This is a genomic window from Spirochaetia bacterium 38H-sp (assembly GCA_039023545.1).
In the GTDB taxonomy this organism is placed as follows: domain Bacteria; phylum Spirochaetota; class Spirochaetia; order Winmispirales; family Winmispiraceae; genus Rarispira; species Rarispira pelagica.
Map to the genome: position 1 here is coordinate 344,518 of JBCHKQ010000002.1, position 26,483 is coordinate 371,000.

General features: G+C 38.7%; 20 protein-coding genes. 11 read left to right on the plus strand and 9 right to left on the minus strand.

The annotated features are described in order from the left end of the window. The first annotated feature begins 94 nt into the window (after nucleotides 1–94). From WKV44_05490 to WKV44_05500, 3 genes are read left to right on the plus strand one after another with little or no spacing between them, the layout of a single operon-like run. The gene (locus WKV44_05490; protein MEM5947988.1) at nucleotides 95–1,405 is read left to right on the plus strand and encodes an HD domain-containing protein; all 1,311 of its coding nucleotides are present in this window, start codon (nucleotides 95–97) and stop codon (nucleotides 1,403–1,405) included. Beyond that, the gene (locus WKV44_05495) at nucleotides 1,392–2,174 is read left to right on the plus strand and encodes an ATP-binding protein (GenBank protein MEM5947989.1); all 783 of its coding nucleotides are present in this window, start codon (nucleotides 1,392–1,394) and stop codon (nucleotides 2,172–2,174) included. The genes WKV44_05490 and WKV44_05495 overlap by 14 nt, the downstream gene beginning before the upstream one ends. A gap of 35 nt (nucleotides 2,175–2,209) precedes the next feature. Further along, nucleotides 2,210–2,908: a late competence development ComFB family protein gene (locus tag WKV44_05500; protein MEM5947990.1), complete on the plus strand. Its 699-nt coding sequence runs from the start codon at nucleotides 2,210–2,212 to the stop codon at nucleotides 2,906–2,908. A gap of 139 nt (nucleotides 2,909–3,047) precedes the next feature. Here WKV44_05500 and WKV44_05505 read toward each other — a convergent pair whose 3' ends face one another. The 3 genes from WKV44_05505 to WKV44_05515 are packed head-to-tail and all read right to left on the minus strand — an operon-like array spanning nucleotide 3,048 to nucleotide 5,391. Next, nucleotides 3,048–3,338, minus strand: coding sequence for a DUF503 domain-containing protein (locus tag WKV44_05505; protein MEM5947991.1), 291 nt, complete (start codon nucleotides 3,336–3,338; stop codon nucleotides 3,048–3,050). Between the two features lie 2 nt (nucleotides 3,339–3,340). Next, nucleotides 3,341–4,450 carry an ion transporter gene (locus WKV44_05510; protein ID MEM5947992.1) on the minus strand — a complete coding sequence of 370 codons (1,110 nt, stop codon included), beginning with the start codon at nucleotides 4,448–4,450 and terminating at the stop codon, nucleotides 3,341–3,343. Between the two features lie 2 nt (nucleotides 4,451–4,452). Continuing rightward, complete coding sequence (locus WKV44_05515; GenBank protein MEM5947993.1) at nucleotides 4,453–5,391, minus strand: hypothetical protein; 939 nt, start codon at nucleotides 5,389–5,391, stop codon at nucleotides 4,453–4,455. A 64-nt stretch (nucleotides 5,392–5,455) separates the two neighbouring features. On the opposite strand from WKV44_05515, the gene WKV44_05520 reads away from it, so the two are divergent. The 4 genes from WKV44_05520 (at nucleotide 5,456) to mutL (ending at nucleotide 15,828) form a co-directional block, all read left to right on the plus strand. After that, entirely contained in the window at nucleotides 5,456–10,174 is a 4,719-nt protein-coding gene (locus WKV44_05520) for a hypothetical protein (protein ID MEM5947994.1), read from the plus strand. Nucleotides 10,175–10,443: 269 nt separating this feature from the next. Continuing rightward, entirely contained in the window at nucleotides 10,444–11,790 is a 1,347-nt protein-coding gene (locus tag WKV44_05525) for a hypothetical protein (protein ID MEM5947995.1), read from the plus strand. 9 nt (nucleotides 11,791–11,799) lie between these two features. Next, entirely contained in the window at nucleotides 11,800–14,019 is a 2,220-nt protein-coding gene (locus tag WKV44_05530; protein ID MEM5947996.1) for a FecR family protein, read from the plus strand. A gap of 12 nt (nucleotides 14,020–14,031) precedes the next feature. Further along, on the plus strand, nucleotides 14,032–15,828 hold the full coding sequence (gene mutL, locus WKV44_05535; protein MEM5947997.1) for a DNA mismatch repair endonuclease MutL: 1,797 nt from the start codon (nucleotides 14,032–14,034) through the stop codon (nucleotides 15,826–15,828). Nucleotides 15,829–15,857: 29 nt separating this feature from the next. On the opposite strand, the gene WKV44_05540 is transcribed toward mutL, so the two are convergent. Continuing rightward, entirely contained in the window at nucleotides 15,858–17,825 is a 1,968-nt protein-coding gene (locus WKV44_05540) for a tetratricopeptide repeat protein (GenBank protein ID MEM5947998.1), read from the minus strand. 10 nt (nucleotides 17,826–17,835) lie between these two features. Then, the gene (locus WKV44_05545) at nucleotides 17,836–18,621 is read right to left on the minus strand and encodes a tetratricopeptide repeat protein (GenBank protein ID MEM5947999.1); all 786 of its coding nucleotides are present in this window, start codon (nucleotides 18,619–18,621) and stop codon (nucleotides 17,836–17,838) included. Here WKV44_05545 and WKV44_05550 point away from each other — a divergent pair. Genes WKV44_05550 through WKV44_05560 form a run of 3 tightly spaced genes read left to right on the plus strand, consistent with a single transcriptional unit; the run spans nucleotide 18,614 to nucleotide 21,593 of the window. Then, nucleotides 18,614–19,990: a tetratricopeptide repeat protein gene (locus WKV44_05550; protein MEM5948000.1), complete on the plus strand. Its 1,377-nt coding sequence runs from the start codon at nucleotides 18,614–18,616 to the stop codon at nucleotides 19,988–19,990. The two genes, WKV44_05545 and WKV44_05550, sit on opposite strands and share 8 nt — an antisense overlap. Then, nucleotides 19,987–20,640: a metallophosphoesterase gene (locus WKV44_05555; GenBank protein MEM5948001.1), complete on the plus strand. Its 654-nt coding sequence runs from the start codon at nucleotides 19,987–19,989 to the stop codon at nucleotides 20,638–20,640. The genes WKV44_05550 and WKV44_05555 overlap by 4 nt, the downstream gene beginning before the upstream one ends. Before the next feature lie 8 nt (nucleotides 20,641–20,648). Further along, entirely contained in the window at nucleotides 20,649–21,593 is a 945-nt protein-coding gene (locus WKV44_05560) for a transcriptional regulator (GenBank protein ID MEM5948002.1), read from the plus strand. On the opposite strand, the gene WKV44_05565 is transcribed toward WKV44_05560, so the two are convergent. Beyond that, nucleotides 21,581–22,228 carry a hypothetical protein gene (locus WKV44_05565; protein MEM5948003.1) on the minus strand — a complete coding sequence of 216 codons (648 nt, stop codon included), beginning with the start codon at nucleotides 22,226–22,228 and terminating at the stop codon, nucleotides 21,581–21,583. The two genes, WKV44_05560 and WKV44_05565, sit on opposite strands and share 13 nt — an antisense overlap. Nucleotides 22,229–22,340: 112 nt before the next feature. On the opposite strand from WKV44_05565, the gene WKV44_05570 reads away from it, so the two are divergent. Further along, complete coding sequence (locus WKV44_05570; protein ID MEM5948004.1) at nucleotides 22,341–23,126, plus strand: inositol monophosphatase family protein; 786 nt, start codon at nucleotides 22,341–22,343, stop codon at nucleotides 23,124–23,126. A gap of 24 nt (nucleotides 23,127–23,150) precedes the next feature. Here WKV44_05570 and rpsU read toward each other — a convergent pair whose 3' ends face one another. The 3 genes from rpsU to recJ are packed head-to-tail and all read right to left on the minus strand — an operon-like array spanning nucleotide 23,151 to nucleotide 26,424. Beyond that, nucleotides 23,151–23,366 (minus strand): 30S ribosomal protein S21, encoded by a 216-nt coding sequence (gene rpsU, locus WKV44_05575; GenBank protein MEM5948005.1) that lies wholly within the window; start codon nucleotides 23,364–23,366, stop codon nucleotides 23,151–23,153. A 20-nt stretch (nucleotides 23,367–23,386) separates the two neighbouring features. Beyond that, nucleotides 23,387–24,271 carry a M23 family metallopeptidase gene (locus WKV44_05580; protein ID MEM5948006.1) on the minus strand — a complete coding sequence of 295 codons (885 nt, stop codon included), beginning with the start codon at nucleotides 24,269–24,271 and terminating at the stop codon, nucleotides 23,387–23,389. A gap of 41 nt (nucleotides 24,272–24,312) precedes the next feature. Then, nucleotides 24,313–26,424, minus strand: coding sequence for a single-stranded-DNA-specific exonuclease RecJ (recJ, locus tag WKV44_05585; GenBank protein ID MEM5948007.1), 2,112 nt, complete (start codon nucleotides 26,422–26,424; stop codon nucleotides 24,313–24,315). Nucleotides 26,425–26,483 lie beyond the last annotated feature (59 nt).

Sequence of the window (26,483 nt, forward strand, 5' to 3'; positions counted from 1 at the left end):
CGATTTTGGGGCTAAGGTCAAATATATTTTTCTTTTTATTGGCTTTTCACATACAAATATGGACAGTACCTGCCTGTCTTAGTATGATATTGCCATGAACATGTCCAGTACATACAAGCTAATAGAAGACATAAGAAAAGACTTAAAAGAAATAATAAGAGACCCTTTGTGGAAAAACATCCATGTACCACCGGTTATTAAGGAACTTTTGCAGCTGGAATCAGTACAAAGGCTCAACAGAATAAAACAGCTTGGGCCTTCATATCTTGTATATCCCGGCGCAACTCATAACAGGCTAATACATAGCCTAGGAGTCTTCTACGTCGCATCCAGAATGCTGGAAAACATATTACTTTATCCTTACGCCGTAAATAACATATTAGAAATAAATAAATATGATGCTATGGCATTCCTTGTGGCAGCCTTTTTGCACGACATAGGGCATTTTCCATACACACACTCTTTAAAAGATCTTATAATAGAAGGAAAAGTAATAGAAGAACATGAAGCTCTAAGTGCAAAATTGATTCTCTCTGACTCTATAGCAACTACCCTGGAAAAATACAAGATAAATCCTGTTCTTGTTGCCGCAATAATCGATAAAAATATGAGTCCTGACAAAATCAGAAGAGAAATACTTGTATTTTTCCGTTCTCTGTTATCCGGTGTTTTGGATCCGGACAAACTTGATTATCTTACAAGAGATGCTTTTTTCTGCGGTCTACCATACGGTATACAGGACCTTGATTTTGTTCTCACATGTCTGAGATACACAGAAGAAGATGGCCTTTATTATCCTGCAATATCGAATACCGGAATAGGCTCCATAGAACATATACTCTTTGCAAAATATCTCATGTACCGTTCCGTGTATTGGCATAGAAAAGTAAGAAGCGCAACAGCAATGATAAAAAAAGCAATAATGCTGGCCTTTGCAGAAGAGAACGCAGAGTTGAGCCCAGAGAATCTGTATTATAAAGATGACCAAGGTTTTATTTTGCTTTTTGAAAAAAAAGGAATCCCCCAGGAGGCAAAAGAACTGGTATGGAGAGTACAGCACAACAGGCTTTATGATATTGCACTTGAGATTCCTTTTGAGTCGGATAAACATAGCGCACTAGAAAGTATCGTATACAGAATAAATCTGGAAAAAGAATTGTCAGATAAAACAGGCATACAAAATCTGATAATAGATGTACCTGAGGCAGTAAATTTTGAGGATTCTGTCAGAATAATATCGGACGGAGACGACAAAGTAAAAGATTTTATCACAGCTAAGACTGTTTTTGATAAAAATACGATAAAATCGTTTACAGGAAATCTCAGATACATCAGACTGCTTATTCCCAATAAAGAAGAAAATCATAAGATAAAATTTGAGGAGATTGTGAGTGAACTCAAGTAATTTTGGCGAGATCGAAAATCTTTTTAAATACAACAATCCTAGATGGTTAAAGTACACTCTAAGAAAACTAGGCCAGGGGATTTCCCGTTACAACATGATAGAAGACGGAGACAGAATAGTTCTTGGAATATCAGGAGGCAAGGATTCTCTTGCACTGGCTCTTCTTTTGTCTCTGAGAAGGAAATGGCTCCCCATAGACTATGAACTTAGAGCTGTACAGATAGAATGGCAGGAATTTCCCATGACAGATGAGCAAGTCTCTCTCATAAAAAGTTTTTTTAATATCATAGATGTTCCTTATGTTAGACTAACGGAGACAATGTTCCCCGGCTCTTATAAAGACGATTTTAACTGTTATAGATGTGCAAGGAACAGAAAACGAATACTCTTTGATTATATGGCAAAAGAAGGGTTCTCCAAGCTAGCGCTGGGACATCACCTTGATGATATTGTTACTACAACAATTATCAATATGACCATGCGAGGAAAGCTCTTTACCATGATGCCTATCCAGGAGTTTTTTAAAGGCAAACTGCATATTATACGACCAATGTGCGAGATAAGAGAATCCGCCATAATAACAATAAAAGAGCGCCTTAATCTCCCTGTTGTAAAAGCCGCATGCCCGTATAAAGATACAAACCTCAGACTGTCCATACAACCTGTTATGGAGAACCTCTTTTCTCTTGATCCTCATGCCCGGGAGAAAATATACAGGTCACTTATAGAAATAAAACCAGATTATCTGCCTTACAGCTTGAAAACCTAGCAGGCTGGCATTACACTCTACATATAGAGGTTTTTATGAAGATACACAACTTGATGGAAGAAGTTGTAACAGATGCGGTACATAAGGTTGTACAAGAAGAAAAAGCAAGAGGAAAAACCGTATCCGAGGATTATATAACAGATATCGTATGCTATGTATTAAACAGAATCCCACCCAAATACGTATCTACAGGTAAGGGAATCGCATATAGCACCACAGAATACTTCTCCGATGCACAGCTTATGGTAGATATTGTTGCTCTTGCTACAGAAGGCTTCAAACGCATAACAGGCACTGAGCGTTCTTACTATCAGCATAACAGGAAATTTTTTCCCGATTCTGACAATGTATTCTTTATACCACTTATCAAAGGAAGATTGCTTTTTGGCAAGACCTTTGAACCTGCATATGACGTCGACATTATCCTTCTGCATGGAGACATGCCCGCTCACATGATAGATGACAGATGGCAAAATCCCTATAGAATCACCAGTTCACTCCCCGGCACATTTGTCTTTATGCCCGCTCCTTTTCCGGCAAAGGAAAAAGGACAGAAAAAGGCTTTTAAATTTTGTGTAAGCATTGATAAAGAGGGGTTTAATCCCATAAGACATTATTTTGACGTTGCCTCAGTCTCTGTTCCTAGAGAAACAGAACCGGATATAGAGCATAGTATTATTCTGTCAGACTTATACCTGTCAGAACCACATGATGAAGACTCCACATTCTTCTAGGTCTTTTTTTTAAATAGCCGCAGGCAGGAGAACATGCGCCTTTTCTTATACCGAACGCACAGTCCGCATACGCGGTCAGTGCTGCCTCCCGGCGGAAGCAAAGCAAGAGAGGCGCATGGGCGACGTTCGGTATAGAATTTTATTTATAGTATTCTGTGTGGAACCAATAATCGTATATTCTGCCCTGTCCTTCTGATTCTATAAACTCAAGAACTTTGTTGAGCTGTTTTCTTCCATGCTCCGCAGAGTTGGAAACCACAGCAGCACCAAATTCTGCAAAGCTATGACTGTCGTTGAGGTCTACTTCTGCAAAGCTTATTTTATATCTCTGTTGTACTTTTCTCTTGAGAGAGCTTATTATGCTTCTTTTTTCTTTTATTGATCCTATGGCAGGAAGCTCTATGATAATCCTGAGTATGTTTACTACCATTTTTACAGCAAATCTTCTATGTCCGATAGAGACAAATCCATTTCTGTCTCCGTGTTTTCTTCTATTTTCCTTGGCAATATTTCTTCGTTATATGCTTGTGCCAATTTAAAAACTTCATGCTCAGCATAGCGGGGATAGATTTTTACTGCAAGCTTGTATCCAGAGTCTGTGATGCCTTTTTGCATCACATATATGGGGTCTGTTACAGTGATAGCAAAATGTGGGGCATATATGAAAAGAAGGAAGAATACCGTAAGGATTACAGAGCTCATCATTATCAGGCTCGTGCTTGAGGACTGTACGTTTATCTGCCTCATGTCAAAGTATATATGCATATCTTTATCTGCTATATAAGCATAGTCTCCAGGACCTATAGCTTTTTTTATGATATCAAGCGGATATTTTGTATATAGAGGTTTGTCGTTTTCTTTTATCATGAGTATTTCTTCCCTGGAAGCTGCAAATTCTATAAGTGTTTTCTCAGGAAGGCTTTGTTTATTTTCCAGTATCAGACTACCCGCAGATATTGCCCTCTGTGTATATTCTTCCTCAGGTCCGTCAATACCCACTAATACGGGAAGCATGGAGAAAACAAGCATGACAAACAAAAGGGAGCTTACAACAAGGGTCGTTATTCTCGATATGTGATGCTGAGCCATTACTGACTGGATGTTCTTAAGCTGCTTTACCAACTTGAGTGTTCTAAGAAGTCTGAGAATCCTTGCAATTCTTATTATTTTTATGACCTTTAATATCTTGAGCTTTCCGGCAATACTGCTCATAACACTTGTACCGTAGAGTAAAGAAAGCATTGCAGGGCCTGAATTGAGAGTAAGAAGAGGAACAGAGGCAAGGAAATCTATCCAACCTTTTTCTGCCGTAAGATATTGCATGCCTTTTCCCCGAGCTATTGCAGAGAACATACGGGTAAAAAACTCTACAGTAAAAAACAGGTCAAAAACAAAGCCAGATATAAGTAGTATTTTTCTAATATTCCAGTCCCACATGGATATGTTTGCCACATCCTCCAATATGGTCTGAACTATTACAAGAAATATCGCTATTGTTACCAAGTTCTCCAGAATATTTGTTGTTTCTTGTTTTTGCTTCATACTCACCACCCGTATTCTGCTGATATTTTGTATAACTCATCCAGCATTTTGATGTCAAATCCGTATCGTCTGTAATTTTTTCTTATTGCATAAAACCAGCTCTTATCCGGTGTTTCTGCACCTTTGTCCACTTTTATATTGGGCTTGTATGTTCTACAGCGCTGAGAAAGCATGGAGGCAAGCCTTGCAGTTGCTTCTATCTTGTTGTTTTCTTCAAAGGACACATAGGAGTTAAGCACGCTTCTTATTACAGGCTCTGGTAGGGCCGGCAATTCTTTTCTTAGTACTGGGAATACCTTCTCAGTAAAAGAACTGCGCACAAGACCTCCCATTCCGCCGGAATGAGCTCCAAACTCTGGAGTTATAAGATATATGGCAGGTCGCAAAAGTATAACAAGATTGAGCATATTTTTTATTTCTTCTTTACCCATCTTGAGTTTTTCTACCTTAGTCAACTCAAAGTGTATATAGCTTTTTTCATCAAATATTGCATCTACATATCTTGAGGACACTCCGTAATGTACAGCCGAATGAGAACCTATAAAGATTTCCCTGGGTTCATTGCGCTCAAGAAGTTTCTTAAGAAGAGCAAGCACCTGTTCTTTTACAGAGGGAGAAGCCTGATAATTTCCATTTCCAAGCAGCGGAATAAAGTTAAGAGATATTCTGGAAAGTTGTTCTTCCAACAGAGGATACATAAGTCCATCCGTAATTTCTCTCAATGCCGTAAGAAGCTCAGAAAGAACCTGACTCCATGTTTTTCCTGGGAATTGTACACGGGTCAGTGTAGGCGCAAGGACTTTTGAATTTTGCGATAAAAACTGAATTATCTGTTCTTCCCTCTGAAGCGGAATTATTGCAGAGAGTGCGGGATTAGTAAAAAGATGTTTTACAAACTTTTTTGCCTGCTCCTGAGGGGCAACTTGTGTTTGAGTGTCCATTTTTTTCTTGCCCTCCTGTGTTCCTCATTTACATAATGAGCATTTTTAAAGAATAATACAAGAGGTGAGAAATTTTATAAAAAAAATTGTTGTGATATTATCTTTGTTACTTTCTGCTCTATCATTGATAGCTCAAAACACGCCCCCAACTCTTCCGGAGGAAGCACCAGAAACCCTCTTCTCTACAAATATAGACGATAATGATGTCAAACTCTTTGCTTCCGGCTCATGGAATATTAGGACGGGCTTTGCTATAGGTTATCTCATAGATGAGGATGGCAACTGGATATACGGCTATATGCCGGATAATACTGACAATGGATTTTTTTATCAGCAGGAAGCAGCTCTGTTTCTCTCTCTTCTTTTTATGGACAGACTGTTTCTGGACATTGTCCTTACGGACAATATGGAAGACAACCGCTACATTACAGGATATATCGGAAAAGAAGATGAGACAATAAGAAATATAAGTATTGGTAACGATAGAATTGCCTTTAAAAACTCTTACAGGTATATGGACATCTCTGCTCAAAGTCCATCGGATATAGGAATCTATGGTCTTTTTGCAACGAATAATAGCGAACATGAAATAATACTGCGACTGGATTCCACCTCGGATGGACATGTGAGATATATAGGCACATCTCTTGCAGAAGAAAAGTATCTTAATCTCTATCAATATATAAGAGGTAGATTTTTTATACTCCCGGATACCAATATTGATTTTCTTACCGTATATATAGAGGATGAGGATGGCACAATAACAGCCCCAGATGGAAGTAAATTTAGAAAAGCTACTGAGGCAGAGCTATCATACTCTCTGTCGGAAGGCACTCTGCAACTTAATACAGCCGCATCAACACGTATTGCTGTGTTCTACCAGTCTGGGGGTAAGGATGTGGGAGACAGCAGCCTGGGACGAGGGGCCCTCTGTGGTACATCAGGAGGCTTTCCCGACCCTACAGCTGGGAGTATTGACTTTGACTGGTCTCTTTCTTCTTATATGGGCTATAATGCAACCGACTGGCAAATAAAACTGGAGGGAAAAAACTGTCTTCTGGTTTATATACCCAGCGGGTGGACACCCTTTGAAGACTTATCCCACTATACTAACAATGGAGCTCAGGAAGTAAGGATAGTAGAAAACGGCTCTACAACAACCTCTTCCATAGAAGATGACTATATAATAAAAAACGAAGAATACATAGTAAGCATATACGCCAAAGACATCCCAGACACATCACCTGCTTCCCGCTATCCGTTATCAAAGCTATACCCAAAAATATACGGGCCTTATGCGATAAATAATTCTAATTATCCTTCTCATAAGCTGCTTCTTTTATCTCTGTCTTCTAACAACACAATCACTGCTCCTCGGGATGCAGTACCAGAGAGCATACGTGTATATGTAAACGGCAGAGAAGAAAGAAACGTACAAATAGACCCGTCCACTCTGCAGATAGACTTCCCCTACCCAATAAACAGCTATGACAAGGTGGACATATACTACAGGACAAAAAAAAGCAGCAATTATAATGACTTCCTGGCTGCAAGTGGTAATATGTGGACCATAGGAGACAATGCTTATATCAAGTTTGCCTCCATGCTTAGATATCCTATAAGCGACATACAATATGCAAGCACAGCCCAAGAAGCCAAGGCAGATATAATAAGCTCTGTAGAAGGAGCATATCAGGGGAAGATACTGGATACAAGAGCGGATATGGGGCTGATCTACAGCATAACCAATACCACAGGATATATAAGGCTCTTTTCTTCTGACAATACAAGTACAAGCCTTTCTTATTCTACAAGCATATATCCTGCAGCGCCTCCTGAGGATACCAGCGATTCCATGGACCAAGACTGGCAGCTTACAGGCATAGGTATAAGCGGGCTTGATGCATACAACAGAGGCATACTCTACTACAAAGACTTCTACCAGTACACAAGCTATGGCAGAGGAAGCCTCCAAGAATACACATGGTCACCTCCAACAACTCAGATTGCAGATTACGCAGACGGCCAAAAGCCAGGCCCATATATAGCCTCTGCCAGCACAGAAGGGAAATCCGATGCTATTATGGTAATGGATTTTCTCATGCAAAGCTCAGAAGAATGGATAGGAGCCCAGCTTGCAATGCCAGACAATACAGGAGAGATAAACTCCATATCACTTGACTATAAGGTGGCAGAACTTGTAACAAGCGGAGGAGAACAGCTAAACATCTATCTACAAGTAGGATTCCCTAGCGAGGATATAGATGATGACCGCATAATCGATGAAGAAACAAGCTCTTATTCTGCAGGATTTGATTTTTACGATGTTGCACACGATGTACGCATGGTCATAGGAACAGATGCAGCAAACCTTCCTGATATGGTAAAACAGAGCGAAGACATAGATGGTAACGGCATACTAGATAAGGAGAATCAATCTACAACTACAACATTTCTTTTGGCTCAAAACATAAGTTCTGTAAGTGGATGGAACAGTATAGATATAAAAATACCAGAAGCATTCCGTGCACGGATAAGCAGTGCAAGGGCAATAAGAATAATAATAACAAGAAACACAACAGGTATCACAACAAGCGGCAAAATACTATTTACCCCTCCGGTTATCAACAGCTCCAGCTTTTATACAACGACAGAAGACAGCGATGCACAAATAAACAGCATAAGCATAAGTGATACAAGCCTTACATCGAGCTCAGACCTTGTAAAAAACACATTTTCCTACGGAAATACGACACAAAAAGTAACAGAAATATCATGGAAGAATCTTGATACACATGGATTTACTGCAAAAACAGGCATCACGGAAATAGACAGCCGTTACTATAAAAAAATCTCTTTCTATGCAAAAAGCGACAGCAGTATTACAATAGATGTAACGATTGGAGCAAACAGTACAGAAAGCATAAAAGCAAGCGGAATTTCCCTTTCTGCAGACAGCACATGGCACCTTATAGACCTGGATATAAAAAACAGAACAGTATACGTTGACAATAGCATAGAAAGCAGTGCAAGTATAAGCTATACCCCCCTTGCAACATCTCTCAACCTGCTTACGATAGAAACATCAATACCGTCTTCAACATCTGGTACGCTTTATCTGGACGAATTGTACGCATCTGAGCCGGAAAACAGCCTAAGCCTTATAAGCTCATTGGATATAAGGCTCAACACAGAAGAAGATTTGCTGACATATGGCACGACAAGCATAATAGGACAGACAAGCATAACGCAAAATATAAGCACATATTATGAGATATTGCCGGATACAATTACAAGCCTGGACAGCTCCACAATACTATCAAGCAGTATCTGGATAGTACTCACAGAGATATACCTCGATATAAGCACATATGATAATTACATAAGCAGACTGGGTGCAGGACATAATATAAAAATCCCTATAGGTATAGCAAGCATATCGGAAAACTTCTATCACATAATAAAAAGCACTCAAAACACATCCCACGACATATCAATAGCCATAAACACAGAAAAGACAAAAATATCGCTCTCACACAATATGCACAACAAAGACACCACCCAGAAAAAAATATATACACTTGATACAAATACGGATAACAGACCGGTAACACTTGATACAAAAACAAAGCTTACACAGACAAGAGACCCTATAGACACAATAAACACAAATTATCCGGAAGCCTATGCAACAAGCTGGCAGCAAATAATCCCATACACAGACAAAGATGATATACAAAGGAGTACAGAACTAGAAATAATCCCCGGATTTTTGACAAACAATACAAAAACTGCACTGGAAGCAAAAATAAAACACACAAGCCTACCACAATTGTCAGAACAAAATACTCAGGAGGAGCTCAAACTATCAAGTACCATAGAAGTAGAACGCATAACACTAAGCCCCTACTACCTGCGCCATACAGAAACAAAGAAAAGTAACCAGACAACAAGCTATATAGAAGACTGGGAACAGGCACTCATAAGCATGCAGGAAATCCCGCTCATATTAAGCACTATCCCCTTCTACGAGCTATGGCAAGACAAAGAAGACATATACGCCGGCATTCCCTCCCCTTATACAAAAACAAGCCACAAGGCAGAAACCGGCATCCAAATAGAACGTCCGCCATTCCCTGGCATAGCAGATCTTTTTGTACCGCAAAGTGCAGGAATAAGCCTGGGAACAACATACACAAAAACAGGTGACAGCCTTGCCACAAACCGCAGCCAAGGCCTCAAGCTGGCATTCCTTGCCACAAATCTTTTTGGCAGCACAGCAGCCAAACCCCTTACTGAGGCCTATACAATGGACGAGTTTAGCCGCAGTCTGGATATAAAAAGAACCACACAAGTAGAAAGCTTGCAAACAACATGGCAAATAGACTGGACAGAAACTATAAGCCTTTTTACACGCATACCACGTGGACTCAACCTAACCAACACACTCAGTCTTACACTCGCAGAAAAAACCAGCTGGAGTAACACAAGCCAACTAGCACTCACATGGACGAGCCCCGCCCCTTCATGGGCAAACAATCCGCCCATAGAAGCCTGGCAGCACACCCCACCGGAGCTAGAACACACAGAAAACCTGAGCCTCATAACAGAAAGCAACACCACAGGCGACATGGACTACACAATATCGGTCACCCACACAACCGGACTCGTATACGGCACATCTGGCAGATTTAACCTATATTTTAACAACACAATCCAAAAAAAAGATAAAATTATGCTAATTGGCTGGATATTGGGTGCAAATCTAACTCTACAATTTTGAAAAACACATTATACCGAACGTCGTAAGCGCGCCATAATAAAGTAAAAAAACAAGCAAGGGCGTGCTTACTCCTGCCTTCGGCGAATATAAAGCAAAAACAATAGCATCCAGAAGCCCACTGCCGGAGGCAGCGCAGGACGCGCCAGCGTCCTTGCGCGTTCGGTTATAAGATTCTTTAAAAAAAAACAAAAAGGGAATACAAGAAAAACTATTATTTTTGTACTATAGTTATATAATGGCTATAGTCACCATAAGGTGAGGGAGGATTTATGAAAAGAATAAAACAGTTTTTGTTCATAGCTACGCTTTTTACTGCTCTTTTTGCATGGGCACAGGAGAACACACCGGCTCAGAATGACTCTGCCGGGCTGGGCTTTGCTATGGGGATATCTCTTGGTGTGTCTACATTTCCCAATTCCGACGGAACGGTGGAGAGTTATAACTCCATAGGGCTTGTTCCAGACATTTCTATAGGCAAGTTTGGTATAGGATTCAATATAGAGCTCAATTACAGATTTGCGGACAGCAATGGCAATCCTGGTTTTGAAGTTAGAACAGAAGATTGGGTACCAAACAGTAAAACCAATTTTTTTGAGCTTTATCTGCCTAAGATAAGATATATACGTTACGGACAGAAAGGAGAGCCCATTTTTATAAAGGCCGGTACTCTGGACGGAGTAACACTGGGGACAGGTTTTCTGGTAGGCGGTTACAGCAACGGTACGTTTTTGCCTGATTTGCCTGTCTGGGGATTGGTTTTTGACCTGGATGGTAATCTTTTTTCTTTTCCTTTTATCGGTATGGAAACCTTTGTTGCCAATTTATCTGCCTTTGACCTCTTTGGCGGGAGGTTCTATATAAGACCGCTTGCAATAACGGACATCCCCATTATAAAAGATTTGCAGGTTGGTACAACCTTTGCCATGGACAGAGATCCGTATTATTATCTCAAGAAAAACTCTGAGTATACAGGTCCCACATCTGCCAGCGAGCCTGTTATGATATGGGGTGCGGATGCTATACAGCCTATTCTATCCAATACAATTGCAAAGCTGTCGGCATTCGGCGATGTGGTTATACAGAAGGATACAGCGGGGAGCATGCTTGGTGTAGGAGGAAGGCTTTTCGGATTCCTTACTTACGGAGCTCAGATGAGATTCCTGGGCAAAAATTTTATACCCAGCTACTTTGATGTAGCTTATGACCAGTACAGAGCCGCAAAATATGCTGTATATACCAGAGAGGTAAGTATCCCTGCTTATACGGGCTGGCTTGCATCGCTTGGCTTCTCTGTGCTTGAGGATAAGCTGGCTTTTTCTGCAACAATGGATGGTCCCATAGGCTCCAGCGAGATTAAGCCACATCTGCTGGCAAGTTTTGTACTTGGAGAAGGGATATTACCAGGATTTTTCTTTGATGCTGTCTACGACAAAACCAATATAGACAGTTGGGATGCAATGGCAAAATGGCAGGAAGACTCTTATATGAAACTTAATATTCATTATAAAAGCGGTCCTGCTGTACTTACTCTGTTCTATAATCTGCGTTATGACCTTACAGATACAGGCTATGAGCCTGTTGTTTCCAGTGGAACAGAGGTTTCAATCCAGTTTTAGGAGGATACTATGAGAAAACTATTTATATTGCTTATTGTTTTTGCAGTGCTGTTTCCTGTTTTTTCTCAGGAAGTCACTGCTGTACTTGAGTATTTTGATGACCCTGCAGAGCTTGAGATAACAGATGCTGATGGTTTTACCGTGGAGGGAATATACTTTGGGATGCCAATATCTGAGGGGGAGACTATAAAGACATATAATTCTTCTGCAGAGCTAAGTCTTGATCCCAACGGGACAATCATCAAGCTTGCTCCCAATACTACGTTTTCTGTAACCACATTGCAAAAAGAAGATGGACAGGAAAACAGCTTTAACATCGCTCAGGGTAAAATGAGAGCTGTTGCCGCCAAGGTAAAAAAAGGTGGATACAGGATATCAACTCCAACTGCTGTATGTGGAGTAAGAGGCACCGACTTTGGTATCAATGTTGTTCCAGGACAAGAAGAAAGCCTGTTTGTGAGAGAAGGGCTCGTAGCCTTTAGCAAAGGAGGAGAAGAGATAGAGGTAGGAGCAGGTCAGATTGCTAATGCTCTTGCAGAGACTTTTTCTGCTGTTCAGATGTCGGCAGAACAGCTCTCACAGCTTTATAGCGACCTTGACTTTAATGTACTCAATCCAGACGATGTACCTCAGGCAGAACCTGCCAAAGACGAAGCTGAAAACAACAAAACAGAAGATACATCAGCTGCGGATACTGGAGATATGGGACAGCAAACTACTGCCAATAAAGAAGAGACTGGAGGAGCAGAACCACAGGAAGCTGCACAGGAAAATCCTTTTATGGAGTGGCTAAGAAATGCTGTTGGTCTTGAAGTTGGCTCCGTTACCATAGATGGGCAGACCTATTCCAAAGCCATTCTTCAGCCAGTTATAGCATTGGGTAAATTTAAAGCAAGCCTATATCTTCCAATAATATACACACGGGATATGTTTGATCTCAACGATTGGTACAGACCCAAAGGCAATAACGAATGGTCCTTTGGCAGTGATTATGACTGGGGCAAAGAGCCTGTAAATGGTCTTGCGGATTTCTTTGCAGATTTGGCTCTCAAAATAAGGTATATAGAATACGGCAAGCAAAGAGACCCATTCTTCTTCAAAGTAGGCAACATAGAGGGTGTAACCACAGGACATGGTATACTCATGAACAATTACACCAACAATACGGAATTCCCTGCTGTAAGAAGAGTGGGACTTAACCTAGGTATAGACTCTGGCAAGGTAGGAACAGAGCTTATACTCAATGACCTGGCAGAGCCAGAGATTTTTGGAGGAAGGCTGTATGTGAGACCTGCTGCTCCAACTTTTAAAGCTGCAATAGGACTTACAGCCATAGCCGACATTGACCCTGCAGGAGATATTTCTTCCGATACAACAGATCCTGTTTCAAAAGCAGCTTTGGAAACAGATCCTATTTTTCTTAATCTTGCACTTGACCTCGATATTCCCGCGTTTGAGACTGAGCTTGCAAGTCTGATATTCTTCAGTGATGTAGGCGGCATGCTGCCATTTATAAGAAACTCATATGGCGGCATACAAGCGGGTTTTAGCACAAGCAGTCTTGTGTATCAGAAGAGCAGTACAGAGGCTGAGCTCAGAAACTACGGATTTACTGCTGGACTCTTTGGTAACATTGCAATAATGACATACAGGCTTGAGTACAGATATTTTACAGGCACCTTTAAAAACGGCTTCTATGGCCCGGATTACGAAAGAAAACGAGCAGAATATGCCAAGGAACTTGTATCTTACCTTATGGATTCTTCCAATCCCGATTTTCACAATACAACCATGGGTATATACGGAAATGCAGGCTTTAATATAGCAGATAAGGTAACCTTTAATGCGGGATATTTCTGGCCCTGGGCACTGGATTCCAACGGCAATGTACTTACATCAGATGAGGATGAACTCAATATGGGACTTATCTTGGAAAAAGGGCTTGTTCCTGTTCCTAGGCTGGAGGACATAAGTGCTGCTTTCTATTACACAAGAACGCACTTTATCCCAACAATTTTGCAGAAAGGCGACTTTAAGGGTACAGGACTTTTTGATGCCAACACTGTTTTTCGCGGAGAGATTATATGGGCTGCAGCCCCTACACTTGATATCGTTACTATAGTAACAACTAACATTATAAGAAACTCCGATGGAAGCATTGCATACGATGACAACGGAGCTCCAAAATGGGCACCATCCATATCTATTGAAAGCAGAGTACACTTTTAATATATTGTATGCATGAATAAATCAAAGGATAAAGCCTCCCCCAGAATACATATTCTGAGGGAGGCTGTTTTTAAAAAGATAGCAGCTGGAGAAGTAATAGACAGACCGGCTTCTGTTGTAAGGGAGCTCTTGGATAATTCTATCGATGCCGGTGCTACCGACATAATCGTAGAAATAGAAGACGGGGGATTAAAAAAAATAGTAGTAACAGACAATGGCTCAGGCATTCATCCAGATGACCTTGAGATATGTTATCTTCCTCATACCACTTCCAAGATAGAAACCGAATCAGACCTGATGGCAATACGTACTCTCGGCTTTAGAGGAGAGGCTCTCTCCAGTATAAGCACAGTATCCATAACAAAGATATACTCCACATATCAGGATAACACAGAGGGGAAATACATCATTCTAGAGGATGGAAAAATAAAAGAGAAAGGACCTGTCGGACTTCCCCGCGGTACGCGCATAGAGATAGAACGTATATTTGATAACTATCCAGCAAGAAAGAGATTTTTAAAAACTCCAGCAACAGAAGCTGCAATGTGCAAGAAGGTTTTTTTGGAGAAAGCTCTATCCTTCCCTGATATAAGCTTTAAACTCATAAAAAACGGCAATATGGAAGTATTTTTGCCACAATCCGACATGACAGAAAGGATTGCCACAGCATATCCGACAATTTTTACAAAAAGCAGGATAAGAACACTGGAAGAAAAATCAGGCAATATTTCTATAAAAGCAGTTCTTCTGTCCCCGTCTTTTCCTCAAAGGGATAGAAGAAACATATACATATACATAAACGGAAGAAATATACAAGAATACAGCCTTGTGCAAGCAATAAGCTATGGATACAGAGAGGTACTACCTGGAGGACAATACCCAGCTGCTGTTCTATTTGCAGAAATACCTTCGGGAGAAGTAGATTTCAACATCCATCCTGCAAAAAAAGAGGCCAAGATTAGGATTCTACCTGAGCTTCATAGTCTGGTATCAAAAACAATACATAAAGAGCTAAGAAACTGGCTGATGCCTACAAGTAATGCTCGTAGCAGTATAAAGTCTGATGATAAAGATACTCAGAAAAACTTTAATATTACTTCAGAAAAACATGACAGGAGTACTTTTTTTATTCCTCAAAATTATTCTTATAACGGTCTAAACATATCAGAAACAACCACTGCTTACAGACATAAAAAAAAGCCTGATCTCTGGACAGTCAAAAATTTCAATCAACCGGACATGATAAAAAAGATAAAAGCAGTTAAAACAGGAGAGGAAACAAATATAAAGTATCTAGGTCAGCTTTTTAATCTTTTTCTAATAATAGAAAAAAACGATGCTCTTTTCCTCATAGACCAGCATGCAGCACATGAGAGAATACTATATAACCAACTCAAGAATAATCCTGCTAGACAAAAGCTTCTTATACCTCATACCTTTACAGTAGAAGAAGAGGAACTTAACACCATAGAAAAAAAAAGAGAAGAAGCAACAAATCTTGGTATAGAATATAGTATGGCAGACAATAAATGCATAATAACACATCTGCCTCAAACAATAAGCAATACACCTGTAATAGCAGAAAAATGGCTAAGACAGCAAAGCACAAACTCGCCGGAGGTAGACGGATATGCTACCATAGCTTGTAGAGCAGCTATAAAAGAAGGAGAATTATTGGATAAAATAAGTGCAACAGAGCTTGCAGAAAGGACTTTTGAGCTTCCTGAGCCATATTGTCCTCACGGTAGGCCTGTATGGATAAAAATAACAAAAGAAGAATTGCTCAAAATAATAAAAAGAACAGTATAAGTCGAGCAGGCCTTTTAGGCCTGCCTTTATTATAAACCAGATAAAAGAGATTCTATCTCGGCTTTCTTATCATAATCAGGTTTTTTTGTAAGAAGTGTGGATAGAATCTTTTTGGCTCCATCCTTTTCTCCAAGAGATATAAGAATCTTCCCCAGCTGATAATAAGCATCCCAATAGGTAGAATCTATCTTGATAAGATCTTCCAGGACCTGTGCAGCACTATCTAGATCCTTGGCATCCATATGAGCAAGAGCAAGATTGTACCTTACAAGAGTATCTGCAGGATTTGCCTCTATGGCAGCTTTGTAGTGCTTGATACTCTCACTATAAAGCTTTTTACGTGCATATAAGTTACCAAGATTGTTATTAACCTCAAAAGATTTTGGCTCAATTTTATATGCATCCAAGAGATAAGACAAAGCTTTATCATAATCCCCCTTGTCCTGGTACATAATACCAAGCTGTATACGAGGTTTTACATAAGAAGGATTGAGCTCTATTGCATTGTTAAAAGCAGCTTCGGCTACAGAATAAGCTTTTATATTATATGCTGCAAGCCCAAGAGTATATTGATATTCTGGTACTTTGGGACTTTTCTCGACGGCTTTCTGGGCATAGGTAAGAGCATCTTGCGATTTGTCTTGTTCTATAAGAACAAGAGCAAGGTTATAGAAAGAAACTGTATCGTCCGCTCCTTTTTCCGTAGAAATAGCCTTTTTTAACATCTTCTCTGCATTCACAGGGTCTCCGGCATAATAATATGTAAGACCAAGACCCCTAAGAGCACGATATTCATCTGGAGAATATGCTATAATTCTTTTATAATAGGTCTCAGACTCCTTGTACTTCCCCTCGTCCCTGAGATATTCACCCAACTTAAGAAGTGCTCCGGTATTTTGAGGATCAAGAGCAATAACACTCAAAAACTCCTTTTTTGCCATGGCTCTATCAGAAAGTTTCTCATAAGTAAGAGCTAGATTATAATGTGCATTAATCCATGAGGGCATGATTTCCAGACATCTAGAAAAAGAAAGTCTTGCATCGTTAAACTTTTGCTTACTGAGTGTTGGGTTGCTTCTCTGCTTAGAAAGCCCCATCATATACTGGACCTTCCCTAGCTCATATAGACTTTCCGCACTTTGTGGATTTAAGGCCAGAGCTTTTTTAAACTGTTCCTCGGCACTCTCATAGTTTTTGTTGTCAGAATATATTTTTCCAAGAACATAATAGGACTGCCATACATTTTTGTTGGTATCTATAGCCTCTTGAGCTTTTTCTACCGCACCTTTGACATCACCCTCTTCATAAAAACTTTCTGCCGTATAAGCAAGAGCAGTAGCATGATGCTCTGATTCTTTTATGCTATCCTGCAAATCTATACCAAGAACATCGGAAAACTTCTGTCTTGCTGCAACATACTGCTGCTCTTCAAGAGCTTCTGTTCCTTCCTTTATTAGAGCCTTTATCATCTCTTCTTTTTTTCTCTCTTCTTCACTCAGTTTTGCAAGTCTCTCTTCTTCTTTTCTTTTCTCTTCTTCTGCCCTCCTTCTTGCTTCTTCTTCCGCTTGTCTCTGCTTATCAGCAAGACTCTCCGCCTGATTATTTGCGTTTTGCGATAGACTTTGACTTAATTGGGACAGAGAGCTGTTTAGTCTCTCCTGCTGCCTTGCAAGTTCATCCAATTCTTTTTTCCTGAGGTCTTCTTCATAAGCCTTCTTTTCCTCAAGTATTTTATCCTTAAGCTCCCTAACTTCTTTGTCTCCCGGATTTTTGAGCAAAAGTGCATCCAAAATATCCAGTGCCCTCTGGTACTCATTTTGTTCTGCATATTCTTTTGCAAGGACCATTGCATTATGTCTTTCTGCATTTTTTGCATCTACAATAAGAAATGCTATTCCACCTACAAGCAAAAGAAAAAACACTATACCAATGCTTATAAAAAGCATTTTTTTTGTTTTATCATCTTTCTTCATTTTTTCAGTCTTTATCTCGTCCAAATCAGTCCTCCTAATCCGCAAGCTCAAGTTCTTCGGAGTAATCCTGTACTCCCTCTGTCCCTGCGTCAATATCCTGAGTCTCTTCTGCAGCAGAATCAAGAGACTTAAGTACAGAATCAAGGAGAGCCTTCTGTCTTGCCTCTTCTTCCTTCCTTCTCCTTTCTTCCTCTTCTTTCTGTCTCTGCTCTTCTATAATTTTTTGGCTGAGAAGAGATATCATTTTTTCTATATTTGCGCGTTGTGATGTATCCGGCTCAAGACGCAGATACATGGTATAATCATCTATGGCATCCTGATATTTACCAAGTTTTACTCTCATATTTGCTCTGTTGAGATAAGGGTTGGAATAAGTTGTCTTAAGCCCAACCGCCTCGCTATACATAAGCTCTGCGGTATCAGGCGTCCCCATGGATACATAAACGTTCCCAAGATTAAAAAAGAACACCGCATCATATCCATCCGTATTATCAATGCCTTTTTTATAAATATCAACAGCCTTTTTATAAAGACCCAGCTTATGATATATTGCTCCAAGATACAAATAGATCCTAGGATTAGCTTTTTCTTGCTCTAGAGATGATTCTAATAGAGGTAAAGCCTGCTCAAGATTATTTTGCATAAAAAGATCTTCTCCTCTTTTAAACAAAGATTCATCCTGTGCATGCAGAGGCATAACTGTAAATATTATAAGAAATATAAAAAGAAACCTTTGTTTGACAATATCAGCAAAAAAAGTTAGTCTTTTATAAGCAGAGAATAAAAAGATATGCATAAAGGATAAATGACCTATGTCCATGTTAATTCCTTTTATTATAATCGGCATAGGAGTCGGAGTATTTATTTTTTTGATGCTCAGAACCATACTCCTACCTAAAAGAATAGCCTCCATAAGAGATCTTCTCAACCAGGAGAAATATAATCAGGTTATAAAAGCATGTAAAAAGATAATAGAGAAAAATCATAAAAATGCAGAAGCACATTATATACTGGGAATGGCATATTTAAAAAGCAATAGACCAGAATTAGCTTTGATGGAGCTTAAACTGGTAAATTCTATAGGAATATTTACAGATTATTGCCCGGAAAAAGAATTCCGAGAAACCATAGCAAAGCTGTTTAAAGAATTTAATCAGATCGAAGAAGCCTTAAAGGAGTATTTGCTTCTTATAAAGAAGTTTCCTTCCAACTCTTTATACTATCTAAATGCAGGAGAATTATTCGAAGAAAGAAATCAGCAAGATAAAGCCTTTATATACTACAAAAAAGCAGCAGATATAGATCCAAGGAACTCAAGAGCATTCTATAAAATAGGCGTAAGCCTATACAGAATGAGAAAAACACAAGAGGCAAAAAAATATCTTGAGAAGGCAATACAACTAGATCAGAGCAATCTCAAGGCCTATTATTATATTGGAAGAATAGCAAAAGAAAATAAAGATTATAGAACCGCTCTTATAGCTCTGGAAAAATCTCTAAGAGACCCCGAGTACAAGATTCGATCTCTCGTAGAGCGCGGAGCATGTTATATGAGTATGGGAGATTATGATACCGCAAGCTTGGAACTAGAACGAGCAATAAAACTATCGAAAGAAAACACATCCCCGGAATTTCTTTACTCTAAGTACTTCCTCTCCATATGTTATGAGAAACTAAGACGTATGGAAGAAGCAATAACACAATGGGAGGAAATATACGAGATAAATCCAAAGTTTCAAGATGTGGCAGAAAGATTATCACAATATCAGGATATCCGGCAGGATGACAGAATAAAAGATTTTCTTACATGCAGTGACGAACTTTTTATGGAAATATGCAAAGGCATAATAACAGCTTTAAACCTTTCCATAAGCAGTATAAAATCCATTCCTGATGGAGCGGAGATAATCGCAATAGAAGCAAACAAAGACTGGAGAAATACCAAGAGCATACCCAAACTGATAAGAATACTCAGAAAAACAGAAATACTGGATGAATCAGCTGCAAGAAATCTGTACGAATCTCTCAGACAGCAAAACATTATGGCAGGTATAATAATAACTAGTTCTCCTATATCCAATCTGGCAAAGCAATTTGCAGAGACTCGCCCCATATATCTCTACGATATGGAAAAACTGAGACAGATATTAAAAAAAATAGACATGAATACTGGAGAATTTAAAGGATGAAAATACTTTGTGTTTCCGATGAAGTTGACCCACTTGTATACAGCCCCAGAGCAAAAGAGCATTTTCCGGATATAGACTTCATTTTAAGTGCCGGTGATCTTCCCATGGAATATCTGGGGTTTATTGCCAGTACCTTTAATAAACCACTCTTTTTTGTATTTGGAAATCATAACCTAAAATATCTGTCCATGTTTACAAACAAAATAAGAGCTACTCCATTTAATACTGTGGACATATCTCCTCATAAATTCGGTTCTACTTATATTGATGGCAAAATTACAAGATATAAAGATATAATAATAGCAGGAATAGGCGGCTCATATAAATACAATAACGGCCAAAATCAATTTACAGACTTTCAAATATACGTGAAATTGATAAAAATGATTCCAAGACTATTATACAATAAGATAAGATACGGCAGATATCTAGATATACTCTTAACTCATTCGCCACCTTATGGGATAAATGATAAACAAGATATCTGTCACAGAGGATTTAAAGCCTTTCTATGGTTTATAAAAACTTTTAAGCCCTCATATCTTCTGCACGGACACGTACACTTATATAACTCTCTGGAAACAAGAATTTCACAGTATTATAATACAAAAATAATAAATGTATTTAAACATTATCTCCTGGAGGTATAGATCACAATATGAATGATTTTATACGAGAAAGAGCAAAGAGAGATTTTGAAAAAGCAAGAATGCAGGAGTTTATAGATAGGATAACAGGAATATTTAATCCTCAAGCAACAGAACTCCTTTCTCTAGATGATGTAAAAGAAATAATAAAACCCCGAGGAGAAAAATATCTTGGAATAAAGACAGTTGAAATAGACAAAATAGTTGGCAGCGAAGGCAGATATCTGGATTTTAACAAAAAATTCTTACCAAAACACTCTATAACCAGAAACCGTTGGGAAAGTATAGATTCCGCTCATCTCAAATATAAAGAGCTTCCTCCGGTAAAGCTATATGAAGTAGGAGGAGTATATTTTGTCAGAGATGGCAATCATAGAATATCCGTTGCAAAATCAAGAGATGCAAAATTCATAGATGCAGAGGTAACAAGTCTTAACTCTCACATAGAAATCACACCTGACATGACAATAAATGACATAATAAAAAAGGTTATAGAATACGAATACAAAGACTTTAAGAAAAAAACAAGACTCAAAGAAATATTACCAGATGTGGACATATATTTTAGTACCCCTGGTAGATATGACGAATTATATGAACACATACTTGTGCATAAGTATTATATAAATATGGACAAGGATTATGAAATTCCCTTTGAAGAAGCACTAATATCATGGTACAAAAATGTATACAAACCAATTATAGATATAATAAGAGAAGAAGACATATTGGATATGTTTCCTGATAGGACAGAGGGAGACCTTTATATATGGAGTGTGAGACACTGGGATGATCTTAAGAGACAGTACGGGCAAAACTATGATTTAAAGGATGCTGTAACCAAGTTTGCGAGAGAACATGGCTCATCCGGGAATAAACCTTTAAAAAAATTTTTTAAGACAATCCTTAGCCCATTTTTGGCAATAAAGAAATTTTTTACAAATCAAAATAAGTAATAAGGACCCGTCATAAGCCTGTAGTCCTCTCCCTCGTATACAGCAAAAATATAAGCTATATTAGTATCAAAACTATCCTTGGCTAGGGAACCTCCTGGATCCAAAGTCCTAGAAACTATCATTCTGCCCTCCGTAGAATAGCCAAGAATCATTATTGCCTTATCGGAGAGAGACTGGATATTTAGGTCTGATAACTTTATGGAAGGAAAAGCAGTCTTTTTAAACAAACGAGGATGCTCCTTTATAGTATAGCTTGTCTCATCCTCTCTTCCGGCATAATCTCTTACGATTATTTTATATTTTCCTGCAGGAATGCTAATACCATATGGAGGCAGGATATTGAAACTTATCCACTGCATCCCCTCATGCTGTATATTTTTCCATGTATCCCCTTTTATTTCCCAATAAAGCCCATTGTCATCGGAAGATATTATTATTTTTTCTATATCACCTATTCCATCTTTGTCATCAACAGCCACTGAAAATAAAATAGAACTCTTTTGATATCCTTTTAAAGGCTCTAAAGTATACAACAAACTCATATCAACTTTTAAAATTCCTGGAGGAGAACCAGAACATGAAACAACAAAGCCGACAAACCAGAAAAATAATAATATTTTATTTTTTAATTTCATGATTATATTTTTACATATTGTCAGATAAAAAAAAAGATATAAAATATTGACATTTAAATAAAGTTTCTCAGATACTCTTATATAATTTGCAATCATTACAAAAGAGGAGTTTATGAATTATCTGGAAATAGCAATAGAGTGCGCAAAAGAAGCGGAAAAAATACATAACTATTATAGAAAAGAAGGTTTTACAGTAGGGACAAAAACATCTCATAGAGATAGAGTCACAACAGCAGATATAGAATCGGAAAAAACAATAACCAATATAATAGAAAAATATTTTCCCAATCATAATATCATAGGAGAAGAAAATAGCTATCCTGAGAAAAAATCTGAGTTTACCTGGGTGATAGATCCACTTGATGGCACCAACAATTATTCCAGAGACTTCCCATACTACGGAGTTTCCATAGCATTGCTGCAAAACAATGTTACAATCTTAGGAGTAGTATATAATACAGTATGTGGTGAGCTCTTTTATGCGGAAAGAGGAAAAGGAGCTTATCTCAATGAAACAAGGATACAAGTATCGGATACAAAAAGAATAAAAGACAGCCTCATTATTACAGGATTTTATCAGACACAAAGTAAGGCGGTACTAAAAAATCTGGATGTTGTAAAAGCCTTTTTTCAAGAAGGTATACTTGGTTTGAGAAGAACAGGTTCGGCAGCTTTGGACCTATGTCAAATTGCAGCAGGAAGAGCAGATATTTTCTGGGAACCTATTCTTAATGCATGGGACTTTAAAGCAGGCGAACTAATAGTACAAGAAGCAGGTGGTATGTGTACAGATTACTCAGGAAACACTCTACCATTGGCAAAAAGTACAATTGTAGCTACTAACAAAATTTTGCATAAAAAAGCCATAGAAATAATAAATAGCAGCCTGCAAAAATAAAAAAGGCGCCGTTGGCGCCTCTATTTATCTTCTGGAAGATTCTTTTTCCTGAAGTTTCCTGATTTTTTTCTGAAGCTTACGCTCCATGGCCTTTTTCTTCTCGTTCTTTATCTTAGAAGGTTTAACATAGAATTCTCTCTTCTTCCATTCTCTGATGACACCCTCTTTCTCAACAAAACGCTTAAATCTCTTTAAGGCCTTTTCCAGTGGTTCATTATTGTCTACAGGAACGTGGATGATAGTAATCACCTCCCCTCTCTTTAATTTTGTTTTATTTTAATCACTTTTTTTATAATGTCAAGAAGGCTGCAACCTATAAGAGAAAAAGGACTAACCGGCACACCGGCAACTCTGACTTCCCAGTGTAGGTGTGGACCGGTAGAAAGCCCTGTTGTACCAACCGTGCCTATAACAGTACCAGAAACAATCTCTTCCTCTTTTTTGACAAATATTTTATCCAGATGGTAATAAAGAGAATATACACCAGGAGCATGACACACAACAACTGTATTTCCTGTCACTATTCTATTCTCTGCCATCATAACTCTACCATAAACAGGCAGTATAACAGGGGTACCTTTCTCGCTGGCTATATCTATACCACTATGCCGAGAATAGGCTTTTTCTCCATCACTATAGACAAATTCTCGTATATCACCGAAATAAGAAGAAAATCTACCGGACCCTACAGGCATAAACCATGTATCAAAAAGTCCACCATGATAATCCTCAAACGACACAATAAGCTCATACAACATCCGAGACTCATATTGGCGTCTTTTAGAAGTATCCTCACGTATGCTAGTTAAAGTTCTGTCAAGCTCAATAGTCTCAGAACGATAAGTCTGTGTAAAAAAAGGCACTGTTTTTTCTATAAGAATTTTGGAATCTGCAGAGAAAATGATGGACAAATCTTTATCTGCAATCTCATATCCGTATGGAACAGCAAGAAAAGCATAGTAAGTATAAGCAGAATCAGGAAAAAGAAACATCGGTGAAGAAACTATTTTCTCATTTTTATACATAATAGAAACAAAAAAAGAACCGGGAAAATTGTCTTCTGCATACAGAAGAACAGGAAAAGGAGTAGCCTCTACTATAGCAAGAGGAACATTAGCTCTAATATCCGCAGCTATAGAAAACAAAATAAAAAAAAACGTAAAAATAAAAAAGAATCTGCAAAACCTTAACATTTTTTTATATCCAGAAGAACAAGCTGTAAACTTTCTCTGCTATTATAAAAATTTCTTCCCAGAGTAAAAAGAACATCCACCCTATCTTTGGCAGAAAAATCTCTATTTACCCTATCGGAAGCATTCCAAAAAACAGCAGGCCACAGAGAATTCCCCATAAAAAGCTGCAGTTGCAGATGATTGCTCTCTTTACCTACAAATCTAATATCTTCTATTCTTGCATTCCTATACATAAAATGAATAGGACTATTACCCTCTCCGTAAGGCTCAAAAAAATCCACAACTTTTATCAAATTGGGAGTCATCCATTTTTCAGGAATTTCAGCATCAACATCTATTACAGAATCCTCCGCTCCTGTTGTATCTAGCTCTGCAACCAGCACCTTAAGTCTATCTATCAAAGAATCAAGCTTTGAAGGATGAACAGAAAATCCTGCTGCAAAATCATGTCCGCCATACTCCATAAGCAAGTCTTCGCAAGCTGTCAATACATCAAGAATTGCAACACCATCGGGACTTCTTAGAGATCCAACCAGCCTGTCCTCATCCAAAGGTGCTACAATCCCGGCAGGAACATTAAACTGCTTGGAAAGCCTGGAAGCCAAAATACCAGTTATTCCTCGTTGTACAGAATCATCATAAACAAGCACAAACTTTCCTTTAAATTCATCAAAACTGTTACGTGCATACTCCTGGATACTATTCCATGCAGAATCACCTATTTTTTTGCGTTCGTTATTGAGAGAAATTAGCTCTTCAACAATCAACTCCGCTTCTTTGGGAGAATCACTCAAAAAAAGTCTGACAGCCTTATCCGGCTGCCCCATTCTACCGGACGCATTTATAATAGGAGAGACACGCCATAGGATATCCCTGGTAGACAAACTCTTGCCATAAAGCCCCTGCTTTGCAAGAAGAGCTTTGAGCCCTACCCTTTCGGTAGAAGAAATAAGATTGAGCCCTTTCTTCACAATAATTCTATTCTCATCGTTAAGAGGCATGAGATCGGATAATGTACCCATGGTTGTCATATCTAGAGCCTTGTTTATAACAGAAAAAACCCCTGACACATCAAGAAAAATACGCAAGAATAACATAAACAATACATCTATTTCTTCGCGTCTTTTATTGTCAAAAATATTTCTCTTGAAAAATTCTCTTATTCTTAACAGTGTATATCCTGACAGATTGGGAAAAGCCTTATAAACAGAATCCGAAATATCCATTGCAGAAAGCTCTACAGAAGTCCCAAAAGTAGCAGCAAAAAGCCTTTTTTGCAAAGCAATATCAAAAACATAAATCGGTGAACCAGCCAATAACTCATAAGTCCTTGTTTTATCAAGAGAAAGCAGCCCCGGAACGACATGCTCTATAAGCCTCTCAGTGACAATAAAATTCTCAGCCTTTATCACCTCTACAATCATCACATCATTACCGGGCCTTATATTTAAGAGACAAACTTCTCTATTAAAGAAATCAGAAAACCCTATTTTGAGAGCCCATATAAACTTGAGAGCAACAGCACAACCTGCGAGATCCCTAAAAGGATACCCAGAACCTTCCACCTTGGGATTTATTATCGCATAAGCAGGAGGCAAAACATCTCTTGGAATATGATGATCTAAGACAATAACATCTATACCAAGCTCAGAAGCTCTGGCTATCTCATCATGATTGGAAATACCGCAGTCCACAGTAATTATAAGAGAGCCACCACTGGCAGCATGCTGCTCAACAGCATCCAGAGACAAACCATACTGCTCATCTCCCATAGGAAGCTGCCATTCTACCTCATACCCCATGCTCTGCAGAAACTCCACAAGAATTACAGTAGAAGAAATACCATCAGCATCTCTATCTCCAAAAACAAGAATCTTTTCTCCCTCATCTCGAGCAGCAATAACCCTCTCTACAGCTTCAACCATATCCTCAAATAGAAAAGGATTATGCAAAGAAAACAAATCGGAATCCACAAAAAACTTAAGATCAGATGGAGAAATAATCCCCCTTCTCACCAAGATAGCAGAAGTTAAAAGATCCAAACCATATTTTTTTGATATATCAGAAACAAGAGACTTATCAATATCCTTCTTTTCCCAACGCATAAAAACTCCGTGCAAACAGAAATAATTCCCCAAAATAGAAATAAATATTATTCCTCCAA

Bases quoted from the DNA above. Each gene is read 5' to 3' on its own strand.
- WKV44_05490 (MEM5947988.1), top strand. From the start codon at position 95: ATGAACATGTCCAGTACATACAAGCTAATAGAAGACATAAGAAAAGAC.
- WKV44_05500 (MEM5947990.1), top strand. From the start codon at position 2,210: ATGAAGATACACAACTTGATGGAAGAAGTTGTAACAGATGCGGTACAT.
- WKV44_05505 (MEM5947991.1), bottom strand. From the start codon at position 3,338: ATGGTAGTAAACATACTCAGGATTATCATAGAGCTTCCTGCCATAGGA.
- WKV44_05510 (MEM5947992.1), bottom strand. From the start codon at position 4,450: ATGAAGCAAAAACAAGAAACAACAAATATTCTGGAGAACTTGGTAACA.
- WKV44_05515 (MEM5947993.1), bottom strand. From the start codon at position 5,391: ATGGACACTCAAACACAAGTTGCCCCTCAGGAGCAGGCAAAAAAGTTT.
- WKV44_05525 (MEM5947995.1), top strand. From the start codon at position 10,444: ATGAAAAGAATAAAACAGTTTTTGTTCATAGCTACGCTTTTTACTGCT.
- WKV44_05530 (MEM5947996.1), top strand. From the start codon at position 11,800: ATGAGAAAACTATTTATATTGCTTATTGTTTTTGCAGTGCTGTTTCCT.
- mutL (MEM5947997.1), top strand. From the start codon at position 14,032: ATGAATAAATCAAAGGATAAAGCCTCCCCCAGAATACATATTCTGAGG.
- WKV44_05550 (MEM5948000.1), top strand. From the start codon at position 18,614: ATGTCCATGTTAATTCCTTTTATTATAATCGGCATAGGAGTCGGAGTA.
- WKV44_05545 (MEM5947999.1), bottom strand. From the start codon at position 18,621: ATGGACATAGGTCATTTATCCTTTATGCATATCTTTTTATTCTCTGCT.
- WKV44_05555 (MEM5948001.1), top strand. From the start codon at position 19,987: ATGAAAATACTTTGTGTTTCCGATGAAGTTGACCCACTTGTATACAGC.
- WKV44_05560 (MEM5948002.1), top strand. From the start codon at position 20,649: ATGAATGATTTTATACGAGAAAGAGCAAAGAGAGATTTTGAAAAAGCA.
- WKV44_05565 (MEM5948003.1), bottom strand. From the start codon at position 22,228: ATGAAATTAAAAAATAAAATATTATTATTTTTCTGGTTTGTCGGCTTT.
- WKV44_05570 (MEM5948004.1), top strand. From the start codon at position 22,341: ATGAATTATCTGGAAATAGCAATAGAGTGCGCAAAAGAAGCGGAAAAA.
- recJ (MEM5948007.1), bottom strand. From the start codon at position 26,424: ATGCGTTGGGAAAAGAAGGATATTGATAAGTCTCTTGTTTCTGATATA.